This is a genomic window from Streptomyces sp. BBFR102 (assembly GCF_051397025.1).
Lineage (GTDB): Bacteria > Actinomycetota > Actinomycetes > Streptomycetales > Streptomycetaceae > Streptomyces.
Genome location: NZ_CP195757.1, coordinates 663,011 through 683,902, shown reverse-complemented (window position 1 = coordinate 683,902; position 20,892 = coordinate 663,011). Strand labels below are relative to the sequence as shown.

Here is a 20,892-nt window from a genome sequence, read left to right as displayed (position 1 = left end):
GGACGTCACGATGTGCGACGCAGCGGCTTGCGGTTCAGTGGATTCAAGGCAGGATTCGATCGAGAGTCCGCCCTTTCCTGCCGGTCCACCCACTCGTCAAGCGCGGAAATCCTGTACATCACGCGTCGGCCCATCTGGAAGCTGGGCGGCCCTTGTCGGCGATGGCGCCACACGTAAAGGGTGTTGGGAGAGATGCCGAGATAGACCGCCGCTTTGTGCAACGTGAGGAATGCCATTTCGGGCATGCAGTTCTTGCTCTCGTCCATGGTGCGCACCTGCCTGTCGAATCGACCGACTGCAAGAGTCCCTGACGAGTCGCGGTTTGGGCGTACCGTGCTTTTGTGGTAAGCGGGGGTCTCATATTTCTAGTTCGATGCGGTTCACGTGCTTCGCCCAGGCGTCGAGCGAAGTCCTGCCCAGCATCGTTACGCCTGGGCTCTGGCGAACTCAGCCGTTTTCCGCGCCTTGGATCGCCGCCGGCCGCTCGGAGGAGACCGGCGGGTCGTTCCACCTGGGCACCGACGATGTACTCGCTATATCGACGCGCACGGTCTGGTTCCCGGCGCTGCCCAGCCACAGCCCGTCCGCGCGCAGGGCAGCGAGGTTGTCGCGGACGTCGGGGTACTCGGGCTGCCCTGCCGCGGCGCGCGTCTCGCGCTCGGCGTTGAGATCGAAGCCGGGCCGGAACTCCTGGAACACCTTCCGGTAGTCCAGCCCGCGCGTGATCACCGCTGTGAACGTGTGTGCCGAGGCATCCCCGGGCGTTCCTATTTGTCGGCTGAAACCTGGCCCGACGCGCGGGCCGCCCCCGTGGGAGACGGCCGCCGGAACGAACTGGCGCTCAGGACGACATGCAGCATCGGGCCGTCTTGAAGCCAAGTCCGTTCCCGTGCCTGAGAGGGGAACACCCCGGCCCCGGCCTACCGATGCCGCCAGATCTGCCGGAGCTTCAGGACCTCCCGCGCCCAGTGGGCCGCCAGCTCCTCTTCGGGGATCCGCGGACGGTGGAGGCTGAACCGGACGTGCGGATACAGCCAGTGCTGCGAGATGTCCGCACTCGCCATCAGCGTGGTCAGCAACGGCTCATCCTGTGGCGTGTCCCGGTCGACCGCGACAAGGAGTTCACCCTGGTCATCGGGGTGTAGATGGGGCAGCGGCTCCTTCAGCCGCGCTCGCAGGTCTCCCCAGGTCAGAACCGCACCTCCTGCGCGAGCGGCGTCCATCAGGACCTCACGGGCCGGAGCGGCCAGCCGCTCGATCGCCGCGAGAGACAACCGTTCTGGCCGCGATGAAGCCTGGCCAGCGACGGCGCCGGGACGCCGTCTGGCCGTACGGTCCGGCGCGGCTTCACGAAGGGCCGTAGTTCGCTCTCTGAGCGATCGCTGCCGCAGGCGCGCTTCCCAACCCACGAGGCGCTTTTCATCCGCTGAGGGTAGGGGTGCGTCCATCTTGTGCCGCAGTTCTCGCACTGTGTCGAGTACGAGCCCGATCTCCGACACCGTCGCCGTGCTACGGGCCATGTCCAATTTCGTGAACAACTGCCTGATCGCCTTCAGCACGGGCACGGTTTCGGGGCGTGACCGGTGTGCGCCGCACCAAGCTTTGACTTCTCGCATGAACGGGGTGAACCGCTCCCGGTCCTCCGGAGCGAGGTGGCGTGCGTACAGCGGGCCAGCGAGTCTGCGCGCGGCTTCGACCGACTCGAGGTCGTCGGCCTCCCGCGCTGCCTCGATCTCGCTGACCAGCCAGATGAAATCGGCGAGTGCCGCAGTCTGATCGCTGCCGTTGTCCTTCAACCTCTCCGCTTTTACCCTCGCAGGGGCAGGTCGGGCCGATTGCTCCGCAGCCGTCTGCGCAGCGTGCAAGCGATGTTCGAGATCGCTGAAGCTGTCTGATAGGTCCTGTGTCAGCGCTTCGGAACACAGCCGGCGAAGGGCGTTCACATGCTCCAGGGCGCTCCGGAGCCGCTCCGCTTCTCTGGGATCGCCGGGGGAGGGCAAGGTCTCGAAGACTGTGCGCATGGATTCGAGCGCTTCCTCGGACTCCCGTGCCTTGATCCAGGTGCGCATCTCGTCGCTCAGGACCCGTGCCCGCAGTTTCGTCTGCGCGGACGCCTTGCTGCCGGCGAGAGCAATCGCCTCCCGCTCGAAGCGGCGTACAGAGGTGACGTCCCCGGACGCCTTGGCTGCCATGAAGGATTCGCTCATTCGTGGCAGGAGTGATGCTGCCTGATCGGTGCTGTGCCCTGCCTCGAGATGTTCGGTCGGAGGAGACTCGGGCCGCTCCGGTGGGTGAGGGGCGGCAGGCGGTGAGGGAGTAGGAGGATGAACAGCTGAAGCCTGAAGCTCAGGGACTTGGCCGACCAAGTCTTCAAGGTTGCGCAGCAACTGCCTGCTGGTCTCGCGCCATCGGCGGAGTGCGCGGGCGTCCTTGCAGGCGTCGGTGTAGTGATGGAGATGGGTCGCCCCCGCTTTGAGGGAAGTGGTGAGGCGTGCGGCCCGATCTCCTTCCCCACGAGCTGCGATTTGGCGCACCTCCTCGATCTTCTCGCGCAGGAGCCGCATCTTCTGGCTCGCGTCTTCCCGATTGGCTTCATTCGGCGGACGCGTGATCATGGGGGAGCTGGGGGGAGATTCCGCGCTCAGGGGCGAGGTGTTGCGTTGCTCGTAGAAGGTGTGGAGTCGGCGGATCGCTTCCGTACTCCATCGCTGAAGCTCGGCTTCAGACACAGGGGCATCGATACCGAGGTCCCGTAGAACCGCACTTATTGATCAGAAACTCATTGGGTTCTCGTCCAGGACGTAGCGGACGTGCGGGCCGCCGAAGTAGCCGCGGACGATGTGCGGCTGGCGCTGGCGTCGGCGGAAGAAGCGGCGGGTCTCCGCGGCGAGTTCGGCCTGGTCGCGGGCTCGGTGCTGCTTGGGCAGGCTGTGTTTGAGGTCGGCGTTGACCAGCTCGTCGGGGTTCAGCTCGGGCGAGTACGGGGGCAGGAAGTGCAGCTCGACAGCCTCGGGGTGGGCGGCGAGCCAGTCCCGGACCATCTTCGAGCGGTGCGCGGAGTGCCCGTCGACCACGAGATGGACCTTGTGGTCGAAGTGGCCGGCCAGCCGGTCCAGGAAGCGGCACATCACCTTGGCGGTGAAGGACTCGGTGAAGACCATGAAGTGCATCCGGCCCTTGGTGCTGATCGCCGACATCGCATTCACGGAGAACCGGTTCCCGCTCCGCCGCACGACGGGCGTCTTCCCTTTCTCGCCCCAGGTGCGGCCGGTGACCTGGTCGGATCGGATGCCGACCTGGTCGGCGAAGAGGATCTCACCGCCCTCCGCCTTCGCCTTCGCGTGGATCTTCGGCCAGGTCTCCTGGTGCCAGCGGCGCACGGCCTCGGGGTTCTGTTCGACGGCCCGTTTGTCCGGGCGCTGGAAGGACAGCCCCCACCGCTTCAAGTACTTGCCCACCCCCGGTTCGGTCAGCCGCACCCGGTACAGCTTCGCGATCAGGTCACCGATCAGCCGCCGCGTCCACAGCTGACCGCTCAGGCCCACGTCACAGGGCCGGTGATCGAGGACCGCCTGCCGGACAGCGCCCTGCTCGGCCTCACCAAGCACCTGATGCACCCCGACCGGCTTGCCCCTCGGCCGCATGACCAGCGCCTCACGGCCACCGGCCAGCCACTTCGCCCACCAGCCGTCCACCGCCTTCAGTGACACCCCGAAGAGCTCCGCCACATCCTCACGGTCCCGCCCCGCCACCAACGCGGCCACCGCCCGCAGCCGAAGGGCCTCCTGCGCCGACGGCGACAGATGCCGCGCGTCCCTCACCAGATCGCTCACACTCCACCAACGACCCGGAACCCAAACCGTTTCGGAACAATAGGTAAGGCAACTTCTTCTGTCCCCCGGGTGCCAAGACCAGTACGCTCAAGGGCACCGCGTTCTCGCTCACCGGGTGATCTGCTTCCACGAGCAGATTGCGCAGTGAGTTGTCAGAGAGATGACGCAGCCCAGGGTCGATCCGGTGGGCGAGTTGTTGCCACGTGGTCGTACCGCCCCTGCGTGCGACCATGACTAACCCCTTACGGAGAGCCGTCGCCTGCCGACTACGTACACCTCTTACTTGCGGTGCGGAGACGGCAGGGGGCCTCCTCTCGCTGGCTTGCCGCTGCGCGGGGGCGGGTGCAGAGACGGGCGCGTCGAGCGCGACGCTCGGGCGCCACAATCCGGTGCGCTCCGCGTCTAGGCCGTTTAGTTGCGTTACCACGTCGGCTCGGATCGCCCAGTAGGCCTGAGCGGTTCCGATGGGGTCGGTGAGCAGGAGGCGTACGGCACCGGAGAGTTGGTAGACGAAGTCGTCGGACGGCGGTGGCGTGTCGGCGGGGAGCGAGAGCAGCCCTCGGATGATCCGTTTGGCGGTGGGCTTCAAGTAACCGACGTAGAGACGGCGGCCGTTCTCCTCGAACGGTGAATCCGTCGGTTCCGCTGCCTCGCCGTCGACAGCGAAAACGATTTGAGCTCCGGTCATGGGGAGACTCGTGGGGAGCGGGGCGTTGCGCATACCGCCGACGCGTATCTTTCCGGCGGAACGCAGATTCTCCAGGGCCGGGGTCACAATGCCGTCCCTGGTCATCCGGCACGTGGCGAGAGGATCCCACACGGCCGGCCGTTCCGCGGTGATGGTTCCTATGAGAACCCGCCGGTCGGTGCCCTCTGTCTCACACCGAACCCGCAGCGCGTATCCCTGGCGCGCGACCATGTCGTGGGTGATCGTGTTCTCCGGTCCGAAGACCCACTCCACATGTCCTTCGCGGGCACCCAGGCTCTCAGCGGCCTTCCGCCAGCTTCGGTAGTCCTCGGGCCGGAGCTCGAAGCGCAGGTGTTGCTCCGTGGCCCGCAGCCAGAAGTCGACGGCATCGCCAGGTCCCGTACCGAGGGTGCGGAGAGATGCTTCGGCGGCGTGGCCCTGTCCGGTGAGCCAGTCCTTCACGTGTTGCTTGATGAACAGGTGGTCGGCACCGTCGGCACCCTCGGAGGTCCTGTGGCACTCGGCGTTGGTGCCGTACCGGTCCGGATGGTGGGCGAAGTGGCAGACCTTGGTTTCGTACCTCTTGGTCATCAGCTTCTCGCCGCAGCCGCCCAGGAGCGTGCCACACCAGAAGTTCGTCTGGCCGTACTGACGGCGGAACTCGTCAAGGTTGTGTGCCTCCTCAGGGAGGATCACGGGGCGATCCCCGTCCTTGCCGCCCATGACCGCGGTCTGTATGAGTCGGGTGTCGATCTGGGGCACCTGCGTTCCTCCGGCGGCAGCTCGTGCGGTTCGTGGAGATCAGGGCGGCCGTTGCGAGAGCACGGGCGGCACGGCGTCGGCAAGCCCGTACCACCCGGTCCCGTCGGCGGCCTCGAACATGGACGGGCGCTTCGGCCTGGACGTCAGGCGCCGGCGTTTCCGTCGGCGGCCCACTCGTTGGCGAAATGCTCCATCTGCTTCAGGACGAGGTCGATAGCCGCTGGGGCCTGGGCCGGCGGGTAGCCGTGCCTGGCCAGGAGGCGCTTGATGGTGCTGCGGAGCTTGGCGCGGACTGGCTCGCGGGCAATCCAGTCGGGCTTGAGATTCTTGCGGATCTGTACGACGAGATCGCGGGCGATGCCGGAGAGAACCTCGTCGCCCATCAGTTCACGCGCGGAGCCGAGGTCAGCAACGGCGTCGTAGAAGGCGAGTTCGTCGTTGCTCAGGCGAGGGTCGAACTGGTCGCCGCGCTTCGCGTCGTTCGCGATTTCCTTGGCCATCTCGACCAGCTTGGCGATGATTTCCGCGCTGGTGAGCTGCTGCCGCATGTACTTGACCATGAGGTCCTGGAGGCGGTCGGAGAACGCGGTCTGCCGGACGACGTTGTGCCGGGTGACCTCGCGCATCTTCTGCTCGACGAGGCGACGCAGCGCTTCGGCGGCCAGGTGCGGCGTGTCGCTCTTCTGGAGCTGGGCGACGAAGGCGTCGTTGAGGTGGGTCAGGTCGGCCGTCTCCAGGCCGGCCTCGGCGAAGAGGTCGGTCACCCCGCCGGTCTCGACGACGGCCGAGGTCAGCTGGGCGAGGTACAGGGCGACGTCGCGGGCCACCGGCAGGCCGCGTGCCTCGCGGTCCATGGCGTCGAGCTTGGCCATGTAGGCGCGGACCTCGACGAGGAACTGGATGTCTCGCTTCCACTGCGGCTGGTCCGGGAACCGGGAGCCGATGTCGGCGGAGGAGCCGGCGAGCGCGAAGAAGCGCTCCAAGCGGTGGGCGTGCTCGCGGAAGCGGCGGCTCAGGGTCTCGTTGGGGTTGTCGAGTGTCTCCGGGTTGTTGCCGGGTGTGCGCGGGTCGCGGAGGTGGTTCGCGGTGCTGAGGGCCGCTTCGATGAACGCCCGCTGGGAGGGCTTGGCGAGACGGCCACGCCAGTCCCAGCCGTGCAGGATGCCGTCGAGAATCTCGTACTCGTTGCGCAGCTCGTCCAGCGCCCGGTCGATGTCCTGACCGAGTGTCCGGTCTTCCTGGTCGGGCTCGGAGTACTCGGCGATCGCACGCTGGAGGTTCTCCGTGAGCGGGGCGTAGCCGACGAGGAGGCCGTCCTGCTTCGAGCGGAAGCGCCGGTTGACCCGGGCCAGGGCCTGCATCAGGTTGGCACCCTTGAGCGGGCGGTCCAGGTACATGGTGTGGATCGGCGGGGCGTCGAAGCCGGTCAGGAGCATGTTGTTGACGATGAGGAGTTCCAGCGCGTCGTCGGGGTCCTTGGCCCGGTTGATGACGGCCTTCCGCTGGGAGCCCCGCAGGGCGTGGGTGCGCAGGCGTTCCGGGTCCTTGCGGGAGTCCGAGGAGAAGACGATCTTCATGGAGCCCTTGTCGACCTCGTCGCTGTGCCACTCGGGACGCAGCTCGCGCAGGGCGTCGTACACGCTGACGCAGATGTCACGGGTGGCACAGACGATCATCGCCTTGCCGGCCGCGCCACCGGGCTCCTCGGATACCCCGACGAACGCCTTCATGCGCTCGCGGCGGGCCTCCCAGTGCTCGACCAGGTCGGCGGTCAGATCGCGGATACGGGCCGGCGCGCCGTACATCGCGTTCATCGTGGCGACGAGCTGCTCGACGCGCTGGCGCTCGGTGTCGTCCAGGCCGTCGGTGATGCGGTCGGCCTCGGCGTCGATGGTGGTGGGATCGACGTCCCGGTCGAGGACGAGCTGGACGACGCGGCTTTCGTGGTAGACCTTCACGGTCGCGCCATCGTCGGCCGCCCGCTTGAGGTCGTACACGTCGATGTAGTCGCCGAAGACATCGCGGGTGTCGCGGTCGGCCTCGGAGATGGGGGTGCCGGTGAAGGCGAGGAGCGTGGCGTGCGGGAGCGCGTCGCGCAGGTGGCGGGCGTAACCGTCGAGGCTGTCGTAGTGGCTGCGGTGGGCCTCGTCGACGACGACGACGATGTTCCGCCGGTCGGAGAGGAGCGGGTGGTCGGTCCCCGACTCCTTCTCCTGCTTGGTCCTGCCGAACTTCTGGAGCGTGGTGAAGAGGATGCCGCCGGTGCGCTTGGCAGCGAGTTCCTCGCGCAGCTCGGCGCGGGTGGCGATCTGCCGAGGAGCCTCGGGCAGGACCTCGCTCTCCAGGAAGGTGGAGTACAGCTGGTCGTCGAGGTCGTTCCGGTCGGTGATGACCACGACGGTGGGGTTGTGCAGGAGGGGATCCCGGCTGACGAGATTCGTCGTCAGCACCATCTCCTCGGATTTGCCCGAGCCCTGGGTGTGCCAGACCACGCCGGCCCTGCCGTCGCTGGCCGCGGCGTCGCGGACGGCGTCGGCGGCGCGGGTGACCGCGAAGTGCTGGTGGGGCTTGGCGATCCGCTTCATGCGCTTGGCGGGCACGAAGTTGATGAAAGACTTCACGACCGAGAGGAACCTGGGCTGGGCGAAGAGCCCGTGCAGCGCGAGGGATTGACCCGTCTCGGCCAGGCCGTCGCTCTCCAGCGTCTCCACGCGGGCCCCGAACTCGTCGGTGTTCCACGGAGCGAAGTGCTCGTACGGCGTGAAGGGGGTGCCGTATTTGGCGGTTATCCCGTCCGAGAGGAGGACCACTGCGTTGTACCGGAACGCGGTCGGGAACTCCTCGGCGTACCGGCTGATCTGGGCGTGCGCGGTCTCAAGGGTGGCGTCCTCGTCGCCAGCCCGTTTCAGCTCGATGACGGCGAGCGGCAGGCCGTTGACGTAGAGGACGAGGTCGAAGCGACGGTTACGCTCGCCGTCGATGACGGTGACCTGGCGGACAGCGCGATAGGTGTTGGCGTCCGCTTTGTCGAGGTCGACGATACGGATCGTCGGGTTGTGCTCGGCTCCGAGGGCGTCGACGTAGGTGACGGAGCGGATGCCGCCGATAAGGAAGCCGTGCGCGGTTCGGTTCTCCTCGTACGCGTCCTGAGAGGCCGGCGTTGCGGCGGTCGCGACGGCGTCGCGTATGGCGTCGGGGGAGAGGGCGGGGTTCAGTCGCTCGATCGCCTCGCGGAGGTCGGAGTAGAGGATCAGGTCGGCCCAGGACGCGCGGTGCCCGGAGGCCGGCGCGAGCTCATTGCCCTCGGCTGTCGGCCAGTCGAGCTCCAGCAGCTCTTCGAATGCCAGGTGCTCCCAGTCGATCTCGAGCGGGCGGAAGCCGACCGTGTCGTAGGCGCGTCTGTCGTGGTGCTCTGTCATGCGTGATCCTCAACAATCTTCTGGGCACCCTTGACGCGTAGGCGGCCGGACATGAGCTGGGGAAGGAGGCTGTCGCGGAGGGTCGCGAGGGCGCGGGACTCAGTCAGTGCCTGATCGGCTCGTTCTTCAAGTGAGTCCAGCTTGACGCGGAGCTCTCGTTGCCGAGTTGGGCTGGGCATGGTGAACTTCAAGCTGCCCACCTGGGTGCGGCGGAGCTCGGTTTGGCCAGTACTGCCCTCACCCATGGCCTCGATTTCAGGCTGCGATCGCAGCATCGCAAAACCTGCGCATACGGGATCAACTTGTTGAGCATCGAATCGCACGATGGTGATGTGAGAATCCACGGTCGCTTCGACATCTGTCGTCCAGCGGGCTACGCGGCCGAGCGTGCCAACGCCGGTTGAGTTGACCAGCACGTCATTGCGGTGCAGTATCTTCGTTGCCCTGACCTTATCGCCGAGCGTCCTCCGAGCAGGGGCAAGATTCACTCGTCCGTCGCGGATACACTTCTGATTGAGGACGATTAGTTCCTCGGGAGAATCCGAGTACTTTGGAGCGACGCCACGAGTCAGGGAAGTCGCAATAGTATTGACCTCAAAATCGACTAGGTCATCACCTTGAGCGGCCTGGGAGAACAGAGTCATACCCAGTTCGCGCGTCGTGGCCGCAATGCGCTCGTTGACGGCGATCTTGTCATCCAGCGAGCCAAGGATGTGCGCAATTTCCCGCTGTTCGGCAAGTGGCGGACAAGTGATCTCAACTTTCCGCAGCTGAGTTAGATTGAATCCCGGAACCGAGCTCCCGATTGCCTCTCCTTGGACCTGTGCTACTGCGCTTGGATTCGATAGGGCGTAATAGAGGAACAGTGAGTCCACAGTTTGCGGGTTCGGTGTGAGCTTCATCTGTTTGTTGGATACGATGTATCGATCAAATTGAGACCTCTCGTCCACCAGGCCAATTTGTCCGATTGTTCCCCAGCACGTAAAAATAAGGTCTCCCTTACGTGCAATGCTGCGCGGAAATTCTACCGCCTTGCTCTCGTCGACGAAAATGATTCCGTCATCGATCAAGCGGCTTCCGATATCGAGACTCAGATTGCTTCCTCGGATCACCGGAACTCCTGACTCCTGGAAGAAGCGAGATCCGATGGCAGATCCGAAAGGCCCTGTAGCTAGAGAATTTCTACCCGGGGCAGCTAGATCCGCTACTGAAACCTTCCGCCACTCAGACATTGACCCTCCCCAGCTGCTCGCGCACTGTCTTCGCCAGCTCGTCCGACTTGTCGAAGAGCCCGTACAGCTCCTCCGTCAGCTTCGCGATCCTCTCCGCGACCGCCTCCGCTCTCTCTTCCTCTACCTCGACCGCGCCCACGTACCGCCCCGGCGTCAGGACGTACCCGTGCTCGCGGACCGTCTCCAGCTCCGCCGAGGCGCAGAAGCCCGGCTCGTCCTCGTATGAAAGCCTTCCCTCGCGCGCCGACTGCGTCCCGCGCCATGCGTGGTACGTGTCAGCGATCTTCGCGAGGTCGGCTGCCGTTAGGTCGCGCTCCGTGCGGTCGATCATCTCGCCCAGGCCGCGTGCGTCGATGAAGAGGATCTCCCCACGACGGTCGGCCAGGCGCTTCGGGCCTTGCGGGCCCTTGTCTTTGGCCAGGAACCACAGGCAGGCCGGGATCTGGGTGGTCCGGAACAGCTGCGACGGCAGGGCCACCATGCACGCCACCTGGTCGGCGTCGACCATCGCGCGCCGAATCTCGCCCTCGCCGCTCTGATGGCTGCTCATCGAGCCGTTCGCGAGGACGACACCGCCGGTGCCTCGCTCGCCAAGCTTGCTCAGGATGTGCTGGAGCCACGCGTAGTTCGCGTTGGCTTTCGGCGGGACCCCGTACTTCCAGCGCGGGTCGTTCTCGTTCCTCGACCAGTCCTTGATGTTGAACGGGGGGTTGGCCATGACGAAGTCGGCCTTGAGGTCCGGGTGCCGGTCCTGGTCGAAGGTGTCGCCCCAGCGGGAGGACAGGTCGCCGTCGATGCCGTGGATGGCGAGGTTCATCTTGGCCAGGCGCCAGGTGCGCTCGTTGAGCTCCTGGCCGTAGACCGCGATGTCGGACTTGTGGCCGCGACCGCGGTGCGCCTCGATGAATTTGCCGGCCTGGACGAACATGCCGCCGGAGCCGCAGGCCGGGTCGTACACCCGGCCCTCGTACGGTTCCAGGATCTCGACGATGAGACGGACCACGCTGCTCGGCGTGTAGAACTCACCGCCGCGCTTGCCCTCCGCGCGGGCGAAGTTGCCGAGGAAGTACTCGTAAACCTCGCCGAGCACGTCCTGGGCCGGCTTGGCGTCGCTGCCCCCGCCGAAGCGGGCGTCGCTGATGAGGTCGACGAGCTCGGCCAGCCGCTTCTGGTCGACGTTGTCCCGGTTGAAGATCTTCGGGAGGACGGCAGTCAGTGAGGGGTTCGCCCGCATGATGACGTCCATGGCTTCGTCGAGGAGGAGGCCGACGCCCTTGCTCTTGGCGTTGGCGGCGATCCAGGACCAGCGGGCAGTCTCGGGGACCCAGAAGACGTTGTGGCCGGTGTACTCGTCCTGGTCCTCCAGGAACTCGGCGAGGCGGTCCTCGGAGATCCCGTCGTCGGCGAGCTCCTTCGCGAGCTGTTCACGGCGCTCGTCGAAGGCGTCGGAGATGTACTTGAGGAAGATCAGGCCGAGGACGAACTCCTTGTACTGGGCGGCGTCCATGGAGCCGCGCAGCTTGTCGGCGGCCTTCCAGAGGATGGCCTGGATCTCTTTCGCGGTCGAGGCGGTGAACAGTTCCACCTGGTCGACGGGCTTCTTCTGTCGGGGGGGCATGGGGGTCTCGGGTCTCCTTAAGAGAGGTCAGAAACGGAAGGATGCGGGTGGTTCGATGAGCGTGAGAGTGCCGTCGGTGAGGCCGGCGGCGGTCAGTGCGGCGAGGTCGTCCAGAGCCGCGGTCTGCTGCCGGAGCAGGGCGGTACGGCGGCCGATCTCGGCGAGGAGGGCCTCGTACCGGTCGGCTTCCTCCTGGTCTAGGTCGGGGATCGGGAGGTCCTCTATGCGACGGGCCGTCCGCACCGCCCCGCCGACCCGCGCGTACTCCGTCGCGGCGGCCCGGAGCAGCGCGGCGAGCACGCGCGGCCGTACGGGGCGTTCGGCTGCGGGTCGTACCCGCAGCACGCGCGCTGGGAAGCCGACCACCGACAGGCCCTCTTCGTCCACGCACGCGCCGAACGACGGGGTGGCTGTGACCACCACGTCGCCGGGCTGGGTGAAGTCGGCGTGCTCGTAGGCGGTGAGGAGCACCCCGCGATCGATACGGCGGGCTCCTGCGGCGCCAGAGCCGGTGATCTCGTCGGGGGTCAGCACGGGGTAGTGGCCGTCAACGGTCAGATGCTCGGGGGCGATGCGGTGACCGGGCAGGCGGCGCAGACGACGCTGTTTGATGAGGACCGACACGCTGGTGCGCCGGAAGGGACGCTCCTCGGGACGCAGGACGGCGTGCGCCCTGAGCTCGTTTGCGAGGGAGAGTTCGAGGCGCGCCTTGTCCGCGAGCTGGGCCAGGCGCAATTCCAGGTCCGAGATGCGGGCCGGACGCTCCACGACCGCGCGCGTGTAGCGACGGGCGACCGTGCGGAGCTGGGGGGCGAAGGCGGTGCCGGGCCGGTCGCGGAGTTCGGTCGCGGCGAGGATCTCGCCGTTGCGGGGCTCGTGGCGTCCGTCGGCCCTCCAGCCCGCGGTACGGAAGATATCGAGGTCCTCGACCAGGGCGTCCAGGAAGGGCGCCGTGAGCGGCTTGGAGGAGAGGTCGGCCAGCAGGATCTGACCGTGCCGCTCGTCCTTCGGTGTACGGCATAGGACCCAGATCGCGCTGCGGTAGGCGGGACGGTAGGGGACAGCGCCCTCGGGGAGGCCGACTGCGGCCTTGAGGAGGCCCTCGGTGAGGAAGGAGCGCCGCAGGCGGTCGGCCTCCTCCCGCAGGGGCAGCGCATGGACCAGGGCGTCGGAAGGGCCGAGGACGACGGCCGTGCAGTGGTCGGTCAGTAGATCGGTCAGGTCCTGGACCTGCTGGAGAACGGCGAGCGGGTCCCGCGTCTCGGCCGCCCCGTAGGGAAGGACGCAGACGATGACGCGGGGATACCCCCAGTCGTCGGTCGCCAGGTGCTGACCGTCGGCCACGTCCAGTTCGTACTCCTGGACGCCGCGGACGAGCATGCGGCGCCGCGCGAGACGGGCGAGGTCGTGGGTGGGTTCGGCGGCCAGGAAGAAGGGGCGGGCCTCGGGGTCGGTCTGCGCGTGCAGGGCTATCAGGAGGTCGCCGCTGTTCGCGTAGGGAACGGCGACGATGAAGTCCTCCGCGTCCTCGTCCAAAGTGGCGATGCCGGAGAGACGGGCCAGAGTCGTGGTGACGGCGGATGCGGGCTCGTCCATGGCGAGGTCGTGGCAGCCCAGCCGGCGGCGGGCTTCCATGACCCACTCGACGGCCTCGGCGGGGGAGTAGGCCGCTTCGATGAGCTCGTCGGCGAGGCCTGCGAGAGCCTGCCCGGCCGCGTCGTCAGCGGTGAGCGCGAATACCTCCCGGCGGATGTACGTGTCCTCGAAGTCGATCTCGTCGGCCCGTTGCAGGAGCGCGTCCCAGCCGAGATCGGCCAGGGGCTCGTCCAGTTCGTACCGCAGGTGGATCAGCGCCGTCACTCCGTCGAGCATCGTCCTGGCGGGCATTCGCCGGCACCAGGAGGACAAGGTGTGTAGAGCCAGTTCGGCCCGGAGCTGGCGAGCGTCGGATTTGCCCCGGCCGGTGGTCAGGAGCCATTCGACGACAGCACGACCGTCGAAGACCGGACTGCCGCCCTCGTTACCTACGGGCTGCGGGAAGTCGGCGTGCCGGCGGGCCCAGGTGGTGACGACGGGCCGCTTGACCTGCGCGAGTGTTGCGATTTCCGCGTAACTGATCCGCCCGGACATAACCTCCGGCAGGATGGGAGCAGCCGCTCCATGCGCACCGGTCATTTCGCTCCGCTCCCTCCTCATGGACGCTCCCGACACCCTTCGCGGATGCGGCACCTCAGAACTCTGCACACAGTACTTGCGGAATCACTCATTCAACTTCAGATGTCTGATAACCCGGGTTATCGGCCTTGTAGGACATCACCTGCCTTGAGTTCTGCCACTTTGGTCCCTGTCAGCACGACGACATCGATCGGGACACCGGCCTCATTCGAGTCCGGCGCCGAACTGGCAGACCGGAGACCGACATGACCTCCCCCCGCTACTTCAGGAGCCCGGCCCGCCCCAGGTACGCGGCTTCATGGACGAGCCGGGCGCGCCGCAGAAGGCGAGCCGTCACAAGGCGTGTCTCACATAAGGAGGCGAAGCCGAGATCATCGGCATTCCGTGAAGCAGCGCTCTCGGCCGTGCGCACAGGACGACGACGCGCCTCCGCATGACCCTCACCGAGGGATCGCCTGATCCCGCACACCGGGCCCTGCTCTTCCCTGGTAGCGGCAGCCTTCTCGAACGGCTCCTCCCGCACGCCGGACGCGTCGACGTCCGCTGGCTCAAGGGCCACATAGGCCACGAACTCAACGAGACCGCCGACACCCTCGCCAACCTCGCGCGCCGGGCGACCGGCCGCATCGCGGAGCGCACCGCCCGGCGTGCCATCGACGATGCAGGCAGGAAGCTGCCCAACGCCCCGACCGTCACCGCGGCCTGAAACCCCCGGCCGTTTCCTTCCTCCGCGTTCTTCTCGTAAGGCCCGATCTCTTGTCCACCGCATGCGTTTCACGCCCCCTCAACACTCCGGAGGCCCCTCATGGCACCCACCACCGTCTCGCGCACCCTTTACCGGCTTCACGGCGTGGCCCCCACCAGGGAAGCCATGTACGACGCCCTTGATCACGACTACCTGAGCGCACTCGGCGCGGAACTGCACACGCCTGACAGCCTCGGAGTGCCGGCGGTCTACCTCACCTGCGGCATGGAGCAGGATGAGGCCGGCTGGTGCGAGCAGATGGCCCGCACCACCGGGATCCCCGTCACCGAGGCTGTACGTCGCACCGCCGCCCTGCTGCTGCTCGCCGTCGACGGCCAGGTGTACGCCATCGGCTGTGACCAGGGGTACCGGCTCATCCCCGAGCAGCTCAAGGACAAGCGGTTCGGCCTGTCCTTCGCGATCCGGGAGATCGACCCGACCCTCGTCCGCGGTGCCGTCTCCGGAATCCTCGGTCAGGCTCGCACGGACATCTCCCTTGTTCCCAACGGTGCTCCCGTGCCCGCGCTCGGCCTCGGCGACCACACCCGGATCGTGCGCAGTCTCGGCGGCTACCTCAACGACGCCCCGCTCACGCGGACCCTCAAGGGCAGGGCCGGAGGATTCAGCGTGCTGGGCGGCTGCGGACTGCGCCTGCCCCTCGGGGTCGCGCCGACGGACCTGGTCTCCGACATCCGCCAGATCGCCCGCGCTTGCACCGAACGCCTGCCGCATCAGGACCTTGAGTTCGTCGAGCACATCGTCCCGGTCAAGGACGAGACCGTCCTCACCCAGCTCGAGCGGGCGCTGGACGACCAGCTCGGCCTGCCCGCCGACGGCCGTATCGCCGAGACCGTGCCCTTCGGCCACCTGCGCAACGACGCGGAGGCCGCCACCTACCGCACGCGGATCAACAGCGACGGGAGCTTCGAGTCGGACGCGTTCGACCTCGGTTACGTGCTCGGCCGCGTCCGGTATCTCCCCTCCGGGAGCCGCCTTGAAGCCCTCAAGTCCGGCACCGTCAAGCTCCTTCGGGAGCGCCGCAGGCGGAGCGCGCCGGACGACGTGATCGCCACCGTCGGAACCCTGCGCTGGATCGAGGCCACCGTCTCCCTCGGCTCCCACGTCTTCTGCCTGCTGGACGGCGAGTGGTACGAGTTCGGGGCCTCGTACCTCGCCTCCCTCCACACCGAGGTGCAGCGGCTGTTCGCTCCCGTTCCTTCTGTCGTCCTGCCGGCCTGGCCTCGCGGAATGTCGGAGACGCCCTACAACAAGAAGACGGCCCGGACCGTCGGTTGGGAAAACTGGGTCGTGCTCGACTGCAAGACCATTCCCAACCCGGCGAAGCCCAGCGACCAGATCGAGATCTGCGACTTCCTCACGCAGGACGACACGCTCGTCCTCGTCAAGCAGGCCCGTGGCTCCGGTGCCCTCAGCCACCTCTACAACCAGGCCCGGGTAGCCGTCGAGGTCCTGTACGACTCCGCGGTCGCCCGCGCGAACTTCGCCCAGCGCGTTCGCATCGCGAGCGACGGCCGGCGCACGCTGCCCGACGACTTCCTCCCCAAGCGCCTCGTCCTCGCCATCCACCTGAAGACCGGAGCCGAACTCACCCCTGATTCCCTCTTCGGTTTCTCCCAGATCACCCTCGCTCAGACGGCGAAGGCGCTGGCCGCGCGCGGCGTCTCGCTTGAGGTCGTGGGCATCAGCGCGGCCGGATCGGCCGCTGACGGCGGTCTTGCCGACGCCGCGTAGGCAGTGCCCCGGGGATCTACCCGACGGCAGACCGCGCCCTGGCGGAAGGTGACAGCCCGCCGCTGCAAGAACCACGGACCGGCCTCACGCAGCTCCCTGTAACAGGCCCCAGGGTCCGCAGCGGAACCGCAGCCCGGACGGTAGCCCGTACGCCCGGCGTGCCGGGCGTCGGCTCAATGAGAGGAAGAACGCCGATGAAGACCACAGACCAGCACGCAGTGGACACCGACATGGACGCGGTGCTGTTCACCGCCCGACTGGCCACTGTCGGAGTCTTGCTCCTGGCCGCGCTGTGCGCACCCCGCGAGACCAGCGAACGCGCATTCCGGCTGCTGGACTTGATGAAGGACAGCCCCGAGCCCCCGCCACCGGCGCCCGCGCCTTCGGCCCGGCGCCGCGCCCAGCAGGGAGGGCGCTGACGGACAATCCCCGCCTCTTCCAGCGCAGAGCCGGGGACCGACCTATCGCGCAACCACGACGCCCGAGTCCTGCTCGTCGCCGCTCCCACGTCTCGTTGCCCGATCTCGGTCGTTTTGCGGAAGAGCGTTGGTGGCACGCCCTATTGTCGGTCTTCCAGGCGCCACTGTGCGGGGCGTATGGGTGTGGGGTCGAGGGAATCCAAGGGGAGCGGGTACCACTGTGCAGGCCAAAGAGACGCTGTTCGCCGACCTCGTGCAGGGGCGAGCTCAACAGTTCCAGGTGCCGCTCTACCAGCGGACGTACTCCTGGACAGAGAAGCAGTTGGCTCAGCTGTGGAGCGACATCCTCGATCAGGTGGACCTGCTGGAGACCGGGGAAAAAGCGAGCGCGCACTTCCTCGGCTCCGTGGTGCTTGCCCCGTCCCCGCAAAACGAGGCGACGTTCCCTCGCTGGCTGGTGGTCGACGGCCAGCAGCGGCTGACCACGATCTCCCTCGCACTCGCCGCCATCCGGGACCACCTCGCCCAGAGCCGGCCGGACGAGGCCGAGCGGATTGACGAGGAATACCTGATCAACAAGCGGAAGAACGAGAACGACCGGTTCCGTCTCCTGCCCACCCAGGCCGACCGGCCGAACTACGCCGCGCACATCCGAGGCACCCACGAAGGGCAGGCGGCGGGGGACAACGTGTCGGTCGCCTACCGCTTCTTCCGCCGCAAGCTCGTTGAGGCGGAGGACCCCGCCGACCCGCAGGACGTCCTCCGGATCGAGCAGGCGATCACCTCCCGGCTCACCCTGGTCGCGGTGACCGCCGAGGCCGGTGACAACGTCCACCGCATCTTCGAGTCCCTCAACAACACCGGCCTCAAGCTCAGCCAGGCCGACCTGCTGCGCAACTACCTCTTCATGCGGCTGCCGACCCGTGGCGAACTGGTATACGAGACGTACTGGCTGCCGCTCCAGGCAAGCCTGAGCAACAAAGAGCTCGAACAGCTCATGTGGCTGCAGCTCGTGCTTGACGGCGACGACCGAGTCCGCCGCCAGGACCTGTACGCGGCTCAGCAGCACCGTTTCGAGCAGACCGTGGTCGGGGAAGCGGACATCGAGGCGTACGTGAAAGAACTGCACCGGCGGTCCATGCACTTCCGTAAGGTGGTCCGCCCCGACGAGGAGGGCGATCCGGCCGTCCGTGCCCACCTTCGCCGACTCGACGCCTGGGAGGCCGCGGCCACGTACCCGGCGCTGATGCTGCTGCTCGACCGCCGCGAACGTGGAGAGACCGACTCGGCGGAGACGGCCCGCGCCCTGTCGTACATCGAGAGCTTTCTGGTACGCCGCACCGTGTGTCGCGTACCGCCAAACAACCTCAACCGGATCTTCCAGTCGGTTCCCGCCCAGCTTCCGCTAGACGCCCCCGTCGCCGACGGGCTGCGTCAGCTCCTCTCCGCCAGCAACCGCTACTGGCCCGACGACGACGAACTGCGCGAGAAGTTCAGGACCGCGCCCTTCTACCTGTACGGCCGGCCGGAGCAGCGCAAACTGGTCCTCCAGCGGCTGGAGGAGAGCTACGACCACCCTGAGCCTGTGGACTTTGCCGCCGCGAAACTCACCATCGAGCACGTCCTGCCGCAGTCGGCGGGCGACGACTGGCTTCAAGTTCTCGCCGAGGACGCCATCGACGGCGAGACCCCACAGGACGTGCACGCCCGACTCCAGCACACCCTGGGCAACCTGACCCTCACCGCCCAGAACTCCGAGCTCTCCAACCATCCCTTCGACCGCAAGCAGGACCTGCTGCACAGCAGCCACCTGGAGATGAACCGCCGCATCGCCGCCACCGACCGCTGGGGCGCCCGCGAGATCGGCGCCCGCGCCGACGAGTTGGCCGAGCGGGCGCTCGCGCTGTGGCCGTCCCCGCTGCGCGGGGTGGGCCGAGCCGAGCGGAGCCGCGACTGGCAGCTCGTCCACCAGGTCCTCGCCGCCCTGCCGCACGGCACCTGGACGTCGTACGGTGACCTCGCCGCGTACATCGGCTCCGGCGCCCAGGCGGTGGGCAACCACCTTGCCCAGACCACGGGCGTCGTGCAGGCCTACCGCGTCCTCAACGCGGAGGGCCGGATCGCCGACGGCTTTCGCTGGGCCGGCCCGCAGCCGGAGGGTGAGGACGTACGGGCGCGACTGAGCGCCGACGGCATCCACTTCACCCAGACCGGGGCCGCGGACCCCGCGCAACGCTTGACCAGCACCGACCTGGCACTGCTGCTGGCCGATCCCGACCAGGAGCAGTCTTCGGAGGGCGCGGTGGCGGCGGGGCGCGATGGAGCGGAGCCAGAGGGGGAGACCCGGGCCGAGCGGTTCCTCCGCCAGCTCGCCGCGGACGACACCCCCGAGACTGTGGGCGCGGTGCGTACTCTTCTCGCCCGGTGGGAGGAACTGGGCGGCTGGGTCGGCTATGGGGCCGGCCACGTCACTACCAGTGCCTTCCTGATGCTGGGTGCGGCAGGACTCCCCGGCGCCGGGATCTGGCCGCTGGTGCTCTACCCCGGTGGTGGACGCGGTGGTTCGGCGGAGGTGGTCTTCCAGTACCTCGCCACCCGCGAGCCCTTCACCGACCGCCTGCTGCGCGCGGAGCTCCTCGGCCGCGTCAACGGTTTGGACGGCGTCGACATCCCGGAGGGGAAGCTGGACTTGCGTCCCAACTTCCGGTTGGCCTTGCTGGAGAAGGACGGGAACCGCGACGCGCTCGCTGAGACTCTGACCTGGTTCCGGGACCGCTGGATCGGCCGGGACGTGTCCTGAGCTCCGACTTCGGCACCGGGGCTGGTGGGCGCGCATGTTGATGTGCCGAGTATTCAGGCTGAGATGCGGAGCTCTATCACTGAGCCTCTTTCATCCTGAATAGTTGCAGGTCAGCAGTGTGTGGACGGCCTGGACGATAGTGCCGATACGCCGGGTGGAGCATCTGGCTCGCCGGAGGACTCGCCAGGACTTCAGCTGGGAGAAGGCTCGCTCACCCGGCGCTCTCAGCCGGGCGTGGTCGCGGTTGAACTGCTGGTAGTGCTCGGGCTGTTCGCGGTGGTGGTAGTACGGGGTTCGGAAGGTGGCGCCGGCGCCCTGGTAGGCGCGGTCGGCGAGGACGAGGATCTGTCGGGTGAGGCAGGCCTGGATGATGCCGTGGGCACGGGCCGCGGTCAGATCGTGGGTCCGGCCGGGTGTCGCGCGGGAGAACCACAGCGGTGTTCCGTCGGGGCGGGCGATGACCTGCACGTTCATACCGTGCTTGCGGTGTTTCATCGAGTAGTACGGCTCGTCCGCACCGATCCGGTCGGTGGGGATGAGGGTGCCGTCAACGATGACGTGGTCGCTTTCACCGAGGCCGGTGAGGGCTTCGTGGAGGCCGGGTGCCCAGGAAACCAGCACGTCCAAGGTCTCGTCGACATACCGCCAGGCAGTGGCCTGAGATATCCCGAACCCGGCTCCGAGCTGCGAGAACGTCTCGTTCTTCCGCAGGTGGACCAGCGCGAGCAGTGCCTGCTTGAAGCAGCCGAGCTTGCGCCAGCGGGTGTTGCGGGCCTGGCGGTGCTCGTACAGCAACCAGGCCACATGCTCAACCAGCTCGTGCGGGACGTCGAGCATGGCAGGATACGGAACCAACAGGGCCCCTTCGGTCGCCGGTGTGATGAGTGGAATCACCACGCCAACGACAAGGGGCCCTGTCTCGTCACCACTCCTACTGACCAGCCCATTTCACCCTCCAGCACAGGATGAAAGAGGCTCAATGAGTGGTTGTGGAACTCCCATAACCACGTTTTGTGGCCTAGTCGACTCATCGGCAACCACTCGGGCAAGTCGGTGGCAAGCTACCGGGCGCCCCGGCGGCAGGTCCGCCGGTGGACAGACGCCTTTGGATCGTGCATCACGGGGTGACACGGGCCAACCTGCTGCACATGCTTTGATCAGGCAAGACGTTACTGGACAGCACGACGAGGCACCAGGAAACATGGTCGCTCATGGTCTCGTAATGCGTAGGTCCCAGGTCCGAGTTGCCAGGGACTTTTCAGGGACTTTCAGCTCTGTCGGAGGGACATCCGAGGGAGTTTTCGCAGTACAAGCACGGAAGGCTGCGACAGCGCTGAAAGGCCCAGGGCTTCGGGCCCGCGCATCCGCGCCGTCGCTCCATAGCGCTCCGGCACGGCGTCGGGTCGACAGTAGGAGACGAGGCTCTTCGGGGCCGCACACGGCCCTGAC

Annotated in this window: 13 protein-coding genes and 1 pseudogene; 4 read left to right on the top strand and 10 right to left on the bottom strand. The window is 67.2% G+C overall.

Features of this window, described 5'->3' with window-relative positions; translation table 11 throughout:
- Positions 1–5: 5 nt before the first annotated feature.
- The 9 genes and pseudogenes from ACSLIC_RS03140 to ACSLIC_RS03100 form a co-directional block, all read right to left on the bottom strand.
- On the bottom strand, positions 6–266 hold the full coding sequence (locus ACSLIC_RS03140; protein WP_107049075.1) for a helix-turn-helix transcriptional regulator: 261 nt from the start codon (positions 264–266) through the stop codon (positions 6–8).
- Between the two features lie 277 nt (positions 267–543).
- Positions 544–741, bottom strand: a pseudogene (locus ACSLIC_RS03135) (haloacid dehalogenase); the annotation flags it as partial.
- Between the two features lie 179 nt (positions 742–920).
- Positions 921–2,729, bottom strand: a complete 1,809-nt coding sequence (locus ACSLIC_RS03130) for a hypothetical protein (RefSeq protein ID WP_436736129.1) — start codon at positions 2,727–2,729, stop codon at positions 921–923.
- A gap of 42 nt (positions 2,730–2,771) precedes the next feature.
- Complete coding sequence (locus ACSLIC_RS03125) at positions 2,772–3,728, bottom strand: IS630 family transposase (RefSeq protein WP_436736128.1); 957 nt, start codon at positions 3,726–3,728, stop codon at positions 2,772–2,774.
- Positions 3,729–3,732: 4 nt separating this feature from the next.
- Positions 3,733–5,283 (bottom strand): hypothetical protein, encoded by a 1,551-nt coding sequence (locus tag ACSLIC_RS03120; RefSeq protein WP_436736127.1) that lies wholly within the window; start codon positions 5,281–5,283, stop codon positions 3,733–3,735.
- A 143-nt stretch (positions 5,284–5,426) separates the two neighbouring features.
- Entirely contained in the window at positions 5,427–8,702 is a 3,276-nt protein-coding gene (locus ACSLIC_RS03115) for a type I restriction endonuclease subunit R (RefSeq protein WP_436736126.1), read from the bottom strand.
- On the bottom strand, positions 8,699–9,814 hold the full coding sequence (locus ACSLIC_RS03110; RefSeq protein ID WP_436736125.1) for a restriction endonuclease subunit S: 1,116 nt from the start codon (positions 9,812–9,814) through the stop codon (positions 8,699–8,701). The genes ACSLIC_RS03115 and ACSLIC_RS03110 overlap by 4 nt, the downstream gene beginning before the upstream one ends.
- 112 nt (positions 9,815–9,926) lie before the next feature.
- Positions 9,927–11,552 (bottom strand): type I restriction-modification system subunit M, encoded by a 1,626-nt coding sequence (locus ACSLIC_RS03105; protein WP_436736124.1) that lies wholly within the window; start codon positions 11,550–11,552, stop codon positions 9,927–9,929.
- 27 nt (positions 11,553–11,579) lie between these two features.
- Positions 11,580–13,682, bottom strand: a complete 2,103-nt coding sequence (locus ACSLIC_RS03100) for a hypothetical protein (RefSeq protein WP_436736123.1) — start codon at positions 13,680–13,682, stop codon at positions 11,580–11,582.
- 478 nt (positions 13,683–14,160) lie between these two features.
- Between ACSLIC_RS03100 and ACSLIC_RS03095 the strand changes: the two genes are divergently transcribed.
- The 4 genes from ACSLIC_RS03095 (at position 14,161) to ACSLIC_RS03080 (ending at position 19,443) form a co-directional block, all read left to right on the top strand.
- Positions 14,161–14,433: a hypothetical protein gene (locus tag ACSLIC_RS03095; protein ID WP_436736122.1), complete on the top strand. Its 273-nt coding sequence runs from the start codon at positions 14,161–14,163 to the stop codon at positions 14,431–14,433.
- Positions 14,434–14,532: 99 nt separating this feature from the next.
- Positions 14,533–16,224 carry a TIGR04141 family sporadically distributed protein gene (locus tag ACSLIC_RS03090; RefSeq protein ID WP_436736121.1) on the top strand — a complete coding sequence of 564 codons (1,692 nt, stop codon included), beginning with the start codon at positions 14,533–14,535 and terminating at the stop codon, positions 16,222–16,224.
- A 194-nt stretch (positions 16,225–16,418) separates the two neighbouring features.
- A complete protein-coding gene (locus ACSLIC_RS03085; protein ID WP_376082615.1) occupies positions 16,419–16,643 on the top strand; it encodes a hypothetical protein in 225 nt (74 codons plus the stop codon).
- A gap of 220 nt (positions 16,644–16,863) precedes the next feature.
- Complete coding sequence (locus ACSLIC_RS03080; protein WP_436736120.1) at positions 16,864–19,443, top strand: GmrSD restriction endonuclease domain-containing protein; 2,580 nt, start codon at positions 16,864–16,866, stop codon at positions 19,441–19,443.
- A 90-nt stretch (positions 19,444–19,533) separates the two neighbouring features.
- Here ACSLIC_RS03080 and ACSLIC_RS03075 read toward each other — a convergent pair whose 3' ends face one another.
- Positions 19,534–20,340, bottom strand: a complete 807-nt coding sequence (locus ACSLIC_RS03075; RefSeq protein ID WP_436736119.1) for an IS5 family transposase — start codon at positions 20,338–20,340, stop codon at positions 19,534–19,536.
- Positions 20,341–20,892: the final 552 nt, after the last annotated feature.